Consider the following 7,431-nt stretch of genomic DNA (forward strand, 5'->3'; position numbering starts at 1 on the left):
GATGGCAGAAGTAGAAGAGTTACGAGTACAACCTCAAGATATCTTAGCTGAGCAATCCGTTTTGGGGGCTATCTTTATTGACGAGAGTAAGCTTGTTTTTGTGCGAGAATATATTGAGTCTCGGGACTTTTTTAAATATGCCCATCGTTTGATTTTCCAAGCTATGGTCGATTTATCCGATCGTGGCGATGCTATAGATGCAACAACAGTTCGTACCATTCTTGATAATCAAGGGGATTTACAGAATATTGGTGGCCTGTCTTACCTGGTTGAGATTGTCAATTCTGTGCCAACTTCTGCTAATGCGGAGTATTATGCTAAGATTGTCGCAGAAAAGGCTATGCTACGGCGATTAATCGCTAAGTTGACAGAGTCTGTCAATCAAGCTTACGAGGCTTCACAACCAGCTGATGAAATCATTGCTCAGGCAGAAAAAGGGTTGATTGATGTCAGTGAAAATGCAAATCGAAGTGGATTTAAGAATATTCGAGATGTGTTGAATGTCAACTTTGGAAATCTGGAAGCTCGTTCTCAGCAAACGACTGATATTACAGGGATTGCGACAGGCTATCGTGACTTGGATCATATGACGACTGGACTTCATGAGGAGGAGTTGATTATCCTAGCAGCCCGTCCGGCGGTTGGTAAGACAGCCTTTGCCTTGAATATTGCTCAGAACATTGGGACTAAGTTGGACAAAACGGTTGCTATCTTTTCGCTCGAAATGGGTGCGGAAAGTCTAGTAGACCGTATGTTAGCTGCAGAGGGTTTGGTGGAATCCCATTCTATCCGTACGGGTCAATTGACCGATGAGGAATGGCAAAAGTATACCATTGCTCAAGGGAATCTAGCCAACGCGAGTATCTATATCGATGATACACCGGGTATCCGAATTACAGAAATACGTTCGCGCTCACGTAAACTGGCTCAAGAAACTGGAAATCTTGGTTTGATTTTGATTGACTATTTGCAGCTTATCACGGGAACTGGTCGAGAAAATCGTCAACAAGAGGTTTCTGAAATTTCACGTCAGTTAAAAATCCTAGCCAAGGAATTGAAAGTTCCAGTAATTGCTCTAAGTCAGCTTTCTCGTGGTGTAGAACAACGTCAGGATAAGAGACCAGTCTTATCTGATATTCGTGAATCTGGGTCTATTGAGCAGGACGCTGATATCGTAGCCTTTCTTTATCGCGACGATTACTATGAGCGTGGTGGTGAAGAAGAGGAAGGTATACCAAATAATAAGGTAGAGGTTATTATTGAGAAAAACCGTAGTGGAGCTCGTGGAACGGTGGAATTAATTTTCCAAAAAGAATACAATAAATTTTCAAGTATCTCAAAAAGGGAGGAAATAAGATGACAGATGCATTTACAGATGTAGCTAAGATGAAAAAAATTAAAGAGGAAATTAAGGCGCATGAGGGTCATGTAATTGAAATGACTTTGGAAAATGGGCGTAAGCGCCAAAAAAATAGATTGGGTAAGTTAATTGAAGTTTATCCATCCCTATTTATTGTGGAATTTGGGAATGTTGAAGGAGATAAACAAGCTAATGTTTACGTTGAATCCTTTACTTACTCAGATATCCTTACGGAAAAGAATTTGATTCATTATCTGGACTAAAGTGAGAAATTTTCTCACTTTTTCTTTTTTCTCCGAATAGTTTAAGTGAAGGTAATCTTCGACTTATATTATTTTTCAAGGAGGATGAATGAAAATTTCACCATTTACAGTAACAGAAACAAGATTTTCTTTTAGAAAATCAGTTAAAAAGGTTGTTCCTTTTTTAGTAGTAGGATTGATGCTAGCAGCGGGTGATAGTGTATCTGCCTATTCCGGAGGAAATGGATCGATTGCGCGTGGGGATGATTATCCTGCTTACTATAAAAATGGGAGCCAGGAGATTGACAAGTGGCGCATGTACTCTCGTCAGTGTACTTCATTTGCAGCCTTTCGCTTGAGTAGTGTCAACGGTTTTGAGATTCCAGGAGCTTATGGAAATGCGAATGAATGGGGCTATCGTGCTCGTCGTGAAGGCTATCGTGTAGATAGTGTACCAACGATTGGATCTATTGCTTGGTCTACTGCAGGAGGATATGGTCATGTTGCCTGGGTTTCAAATGTAATGGGGGATAATATAGAAATTGAGGAATACAACTATGGTTATACAGGATCCTATAATAAACGAATTATAAAAGCGAATACGATGACAGGATTTATTCATTTTAAAGATTTGGATGGAGGGAATGTCGTAAGTAGTAGCAACGTATTCAATAGTCAACCTTTGTCTTCTTCAGGAGGAACACATTATTTTAAGAATAAGGCAGCTATTAAAAATCAACCTTTAGCTAGTGCAACTTCAATTGCCTATTATTCTCCAGGTGAGAGTGTTCATTATGATCAGATACTTGAAAAAGATGGGTACAAGTGGTTGAGTTATATATCTTATAGTGGAAGTCGTCGTTATATTCAGTTAGAGGAGGTTGCGTCATCGCAGAATCAAACAGAAGGTAGTTCCAATGATGTTCTGACTGTTGGTTGGAAAAAAATAAATGGTAGTTGGTATCATTTCAAATCAAATGGTTCTAAATCAACGGGCTGGTTGAAAGACGGTTCTAGCTGGTATTATTTGAAATCATCTGGTGAAATGCAGACAGGATGGTTAAAGGAAAATGGTCTGTGGTATTATTTGGATAGTTCAGGGGCAATGAAAACAGGCTGGTATCAAGTCTATGGTAAGTGGTATTATTCTTACTCTTCAGGTGCCTTAGCTGTCAATACGACGGTGGATGGCTATAGAGTAAATAGTGATGGAGAACGAGTATAGAAAATTGGAGTAGGAAATTTTTCCTGCTCTTTTCTGTAAGCAGTTTCCTTGACATTTTTTTTATTTTGCGCTATCATATGTCCATATAATATATGGGAGTCTGTGTACAGTCTGAGAGGAAGTGTTAAACTTCGACCGCACCTGATCTGGGTAATGCCAGCGTAGGGAACGATACTTAGTCTATTCTGCACCTTTTCCATATATGGTAAAGGTTTTTCTTTTTGTCAAAGGAAAATGAGAAGAGGAGGTTTTTATGAAAGCAAGCATTGCCTTGCAAGTTTTACCCCTATCACAGGGGATTGATCGGATAGCTGTTATTGATCATGTTATTACTTATCTGCAAGCTCAAGAAGTGACTATGGTGGTGACACCATTTGAAACGGTCTTGGAAGGGGAGTTTGATGAGCTCATGCGCATTCTCAAAGAAGCGCTGGAAGTAGCAGGGCAGGAGGCAGATAATGTCTTTGCCAATGTCAAAATAAATGTAGGAGAGATTTTAAGTATTGATGAGAAACTTGAAAAGTATACTGAGACGACACATTAGTCTATTGGGCTTTCTGGGAGTCTTGTCAATCTGGCAGTTAGCAGGTTTTCTTAAACTTCTCCCCAAGTTTATTCTGCCGACACCTTTTGAAATTCTTCAGGCCTTTGTTCGTGACAGAGAATTTCTCTGGCACCATAGCTGGGCGACCTTGAGAGTGGCTTTATTGGGACTGATTTTGGGAGTCTTGATTGCCTGTCTCATGGCTGTACTTATGGATAGTTTGACTTGGCTCAATGACCTGATTTACCCTATGATGGTGGTTGTTCAGACTATTCCGACCATTGCCATAGCCCCTATTCTGGTCTTGTGGCTAGGTTATGGGATTTTGCCCAAGATTGTCTTGATTATCTTAACGACAACCTTTCCTATCATCGTCAGCATTTTGGACGGTTTTAGGCATTGTGACAAGGATATGCTGACCTTGTTTAGTCTGATGCGGGCCAAGCCTTGGCAAATCCTGTGGCATTTTAAAATCCCAGTCAGCCTGCCTTACTTTTATGCAGGTCTGAGGGTCAGTGTCTCCTACGCCTTTATCACAACAGTAGTATCTGAGTGGTTGGGAGGCTTTGAAGGACTAGGTGTCTACATGATTCAGTCCAAGAAACTGTTTCAGTATGATACTATGTTTGCTATTATTATTCTGGTATCGATTATCAGCCTTTTGGGTATGAAGTTGGTCGATATTAGTGAAAAATATGTTATTAAATGGAAACGTTCGTAGAATTAGAATGTTTCAAAAAAGAAAAGAGGAAATCAAAATGAAAAAAACATGGAGAGTGTTTTTAACGCTTGTAACAGCTCTTGTAGCTGTTGTGCTTGTGGCCTGTGGCCAAGGAACTGCTTCTAAGGACAACAAAGAGGCAGAGCTCAAGAAAATCGACTTTATCCTAGACTGGACACCAAATACCAACCACACAGGGCTTTATGTGGCTAAGGAAAAAGGCTACTTCAAGGAAGCTGGAGTGGATGTTGATTTGAAATTGCCGCCAGAAGAAAGTTCTTCTGACTTGGTTATCAATGGTAAGGCACCATTTGCAGTGTATTTCCAAGACTATATGGCTAAAAAATTGGAAAAAGGGGCAGGAATTACTGCCGTTGCAGCTATCGTAGAGCACAATACATCAGGAATTATCTCTCGTAAATCTGACAATGTAGCTAGTCCAAAAGACTTGGTTGGTAAGAAATACGGGACATGGAATGACCCAACTGAACTTGCTATGTTGAAAACCTTGGTAGAATCTCAAGGTGGAGACTTTGAGAAGGTTGAAAAAGTACCAAATAACGACTCAAACTCAATCACACCGATTGCTAATGGAGTATTTGATACTGCATGGATCTACTACGGATGGGATGGAATCCTTGCTAAATCTCAAGGTGTAGAGGCTAACTTCATGTACTTGAAAGACTACGTCAAGGAGTTTGACTACTATTCACCAGTTATCATCGCAAACAACGACTACCTTAAAGACAATAAAGAAGAAGCTCGCAAAGTCATCCAAGCTATCAAAAAAGGTTACCAATATGCTATGGAGCATCCAGAGGAAGCGGCAGATATCCTTATCAAGAATGCTCCTGAGCTCAAAGAAAAACGTGATTTTGTCATCGAATCTCAAAAATACTTGTCAAAAGAATACGCAAGCGACAAGGAAAAATGGGGTCAATTTGACGCAGCTCGCTGGAATGCCTTCTACAAATGGGATAAAGAAAATGGTATCCTTAAAGAAGATTTGACAGACAAAGGCTTCACCAACGAATTTGTGAAATAATGACAGAGATTAGACTAGAACACGTCAGTTATGCCTATGGTCAGGAGAGGATTTTAGAGGATATCAACCTACAGGTGACTTCAGGTGAAGTGGTTTCTATCCTAGGCCCAAGTGGTGTAGGAAAGACCACCCTCTTTAATCTAATCGCTGGGATTTTAGAAGTTCAGTCAGGGAGAATTGTCCTTGATGGGGAGGAAAATCCCAAGGGGCGCGTGAGTTATATGTTGCAAAAGGATCTACTCTTGGAGCACAAGACGGTGCTTGGCAATATCATCCTGCCCCTCTTGATTCAAAAAGTGGATAAGGCGGAAGCCATTGCCCGCGCGGATGAAATTCTTGCGACCTTCCAGTTGACAGCTGTACGGGATAAGTATCCTCATGAACTTAGTGGTGGGATGCGTCAGCGTGTAGCCTTGCTTCGAACTTACCTTTTCGGGCACAAGCTCTTTCTCTTGGATGAGGCCTTTAGTGCCTTGGATGAGATGACCAAGATGGAACTCCACGCTTGGTACCTTGAAATTCACAAGCAGTTGCAGCTAACAACCTTGATTATTACTCACAGTATTGAGGAGGCCCTCAATCTCAGCGATCGCATCTATATCTTGAAAAATCGCCCTGGGCAGATTGTTTCAGAAATTAAACTAGATTGGTCTGAAGATGAGGACAAGGAAGTCCAAAAGATTGCCTACAAACGTCAAATCTTGGCAGAATTAGGCTTAGATAAGTAGAAAAATAGGGAGTTGGTGAAGATTATCCTTTACCAGCGCCCTTTTTCTTTTAAAAATGAGAAAATTTCGGTATAATAGTCAATTATACCGAAATCATTCTATAATCGTTGATACATAAGGGTTTTATGTATCGCTTTTTTAATTTTGTGGACTTTTTTAAGAACTTTTTATTTTTTCGAGGGCAGTTTCAAAGAATGAGACTGCTCTTTTTTGGTTTTCTTTTGATAAATGGCTGTAAGTATCCATAGTTACAGATATTTTTGCATGGCCAAGCCGTGTCTGTATTTCCTTATATGGCAGGCCAGCATTAAGCAAGATACTAGCGTGAGTATGGCGGAAAGCATGAAAGCCTAAATCAGTACAGTTAGCGTTTTTCAAGTGCTTATGTAGGCGATAATCAACCTTTCGAGTATTGACATAGTTGTCAAAGCTATCAGAGAATACTTTCTCATAGGTTAAGCCAATGTTTCTACCGTTTTCTGCTTGTCTTGCTCGGTAGAGACGAAGCATGAGCACTGTTTTATGGTCGATATCTAGAACTCTATAGCTTGATTTTGTCTTAGGACTGTTTACCTGGTTTAAAATGTTGAGTGTTTTGTTAATATCGATTGTTCCGTTCTGCAGGTCAATATCAGACCATTCCAAGGCAAGACATTCACGGATACGCAGTCCAGTAGCTAGGAGCGTTTTATAAAGCACAGTATCATAAAAATTGATAAAGGTATTTTCTAGGTTATCGAGATAGGAGAGGAAGTTTTTAAGTTCCTGATCTTGAAAGTATTTAATTTCTTGTTTATCTCTGGTTATCTTTCTAGGAATGACAATATCACGAGCAGGGTTATTGTCTAATGCCTGGATAGAAACTCCGTACTGTAGTATACGTTTATTTAAGGCATGAAGGTGATTGTATTCTTTATACCCTGTTCCGTCCTGATTGTACTGATCCGCCCACTTATTTACCTGAGTTTGGATAATAACAGGTGTAAGTTTATCTAGTTTGTAAGTACCAAATGAGGGCAAGAGGTAGTTATTTAAGCAACCTTTTATCTTTATCTGAGTATTAGTCTTTATGGTATGCTGGTAGGTTTGCCAAAATAAGTCCACAAGTTCGTTATAGGTTGTTATATGTGAGCGTTGTTTTCGTGTAGAGCCGTTTTTCTCAAATTCTACCTTAGCCTGGGTGGCCTTGTTTTTGAGTTCTTTCTTTGTTCGTGCCGATATGGTAGTCTTGACCTTCTTACCAGTTACAGAATCAATGCCAAGATAGATACTAGAGCGGTAGACTGCTAATCCGTCTTTTTTCGTGTGTTGTGTAATTTTCATGGTTTTAACTCCTTTTCCATCAGCAGGCAAGCAATTAGAAAAGGTTTTGAGTTTATACCATGCGAGGAGCTACGAGAACCCCTCTATTTTCGATTTTAAGCAGTCGGACAGTAAATTGCCAGAGTTGGAAACAATGCGGATATGGGGCTTATATGAAGTTTTTAAAAATCCCCTATATTGTGAACTGCACCCCAAAAGTTAGACACTAAAAAACTAACTTTTGGGGTGTTTTATTATGAAATT

Annotated in this window: 8 protein-coding genes and 1 riboswitch; of the genes, 7 read left to right on the plus strand and 1 reads right to left on the minus strand. The window is 39.9% G+C overall.

Going from position 1 to position 7,431, the window contains the following annotated elements; genetic code table 11:
- Window position 1: 1 nt before the first annotated feature.
- The 7 genes from dnaB to ADI86_RS07735 all read left to right on the plus strand — a co-directional run bounded on the left by dnaB (window position 2) and on the right by ADI86_RS07735 (window position 5,865).
- Window positions 2-1,360, plus strand: coding sequence for a replicative DNA helicase (dnaB, locus tag ADI86_RS07705; protein ID WP_000852491.1), 1,359 nt, complete (start codon window positions 2-4; stop codon window positions 1,358-1,360).
- Window positions 1,357-1,623 (plus strand): Veg family protein, encoded by a 267-nt coding sequence (locus ADI86_RS07710; protein ID WP_000128619.1) that lies wholly within the window; start codon window positions 1,357-1,359, stop codon window positions 1,621-1,623. Before dnaB ends, ADI86_RS07710 begins: the two co-directional genes overlap by 4 nt.
- An 88-nt stretch (window positions 1,624-1,711) precedes the next feature.
- Window positions 1,712-2,827 carry a choline binding-anchored murein hydrolase CbpD gene (gene cbpD, locus ADI86_RS07715; RefSeq protein ID WP_049532469.1) on the plus strand — a complete coding sequence of 372 codons (1,116 nt, stop codon included), beginning with the start codon at window positions 1,712-1,714 and terminating at the stop codon, window positions 2,825-2,827.
- An 82-nt stretch (window positions 2,828-2,909) separates the two neighbouring features.
- Window positions 2,910-3,012, plus strand: a riboswitch (TPP riboswitch).
- A 68-nt stretch (window positions 3,013-3,080) separates the two neighbouring features.
- On the plus strand, window positions 3,081-3,371 hold the full coding sequence (locus ADI86_RS07720; RefSeq protein ID WP_049532470.1) for a thiamine-binding protein: 291 nt from the start codon (window positions 3,081-3,083) through the stop codon (window positions 3,369-3,371).
- Window positions 3,334-4,092: an ABC transporter permease gene (locus ADI86_RS07725; RefSeq protein WP_162489320.1), complete on the plus strand. Its 759-nt coding sequence runs from the start codon at window positions 3,334-3,336 to the stop codon at window positions 4,090-4,092. The genes ADI86_RS07720 and ADI86_RS07725 overlap by 38 nt, the downstream gene beginning before the upstream one ends.
- A 37-nt stretch (window positions 4,093-4,129) precedes the next feature.
- Window positions 4,130-5,137: an ABC transporter substrate-binding protein gene (locus ADI86_RS07730; RefSeq protein ID WP_049532471.1), complete on the plus strand. Its 1,008-nt coding sequence runs from the start codon at window positions 4,130-4,132 to the stop codon at window positions 5,135-5,137.
- The gene (locus tag ADI86_RS07735; protein WP_000136219.1) at window positions 5,137-5,865 is read left to right on the plus strand and encodes an ABC transporter ATP-binding protein; all 729 of its coding nucleotides are present in this window, start codon (window positions 5,137-5,139) and stop codon (window positions 5,863-5,865) included. Before ADI86_RS07730 ends, ADI86_RS07735 begins: the two co-directional genes overlap by 1 nt.
- Window positions 5,866-6,021: 156 nt before the next feature.
- On the opposite strand, the gene ADI86_RS07740 is transcribed toward ADI86_RS07735, so the two are convergent.
- A complete protein-coding gene (locus ADI86_RS07740; protein ID WP_049532472.1) occupies window positions 6,022-7,188 on the minus strand; it encodes a tyrosine-type recombinase/integrase in 1,167 nt (388 codons plus the stop codon).
- Between the last annotated feature and the right edge of the window lie 243 nt (window positions 7,189-7,431).

The sequence above is a fragment of the Streptococcus pseudopneumoniae genome, from assembly GCF_001074975.1.
Classification (GTDB): Bacteria; Bacillota; Bacilli; order Lactobacillales; family Streptococcaceae; genus Streptococcus; species Streptococcus pseudopneumoniae_D.